Below are 226 nucleotides of genomic sequence, written 5' to 3' on the forward strand. Positions count from 1 at the left end.
GACATTTTGTTTTTGGTATATTTTCTGATTTTTCCGTTTAGATTTTCAATTAAGTTGGTGGTATAGATGATCTTACGAATTTCTACCGGAAAGTCAAAAAACACGGTCAGCTCGTCCCAATTGTTTCGCCAGGACTGTATTGCGTACAGATATTTGCTTTCCCATTTCTCGGCGAAATCTTCCAAGGCAGCTTTTGCAGCCTCTTTGGTGGGAGCCGTGTATATGT

At 40.3% G+C, this 226-nt stretch carries 1 protein-coding gene; it reads right to left on the bottom strand.

Annotation, left to right across the window (positions count from 1 at the left end; translation table 11 throughout):
• Nucleotides 1-226: transposase (locus AC23MB_RS14580; RefSeq protein WP_487787680.1), on the bottom strand; the 226-nt coding region annotated here is incomplete at both ends.

The sequence above is a fragment of the Soonwooa sp. T0.1_25 genome (assembly GCF_057652215.1).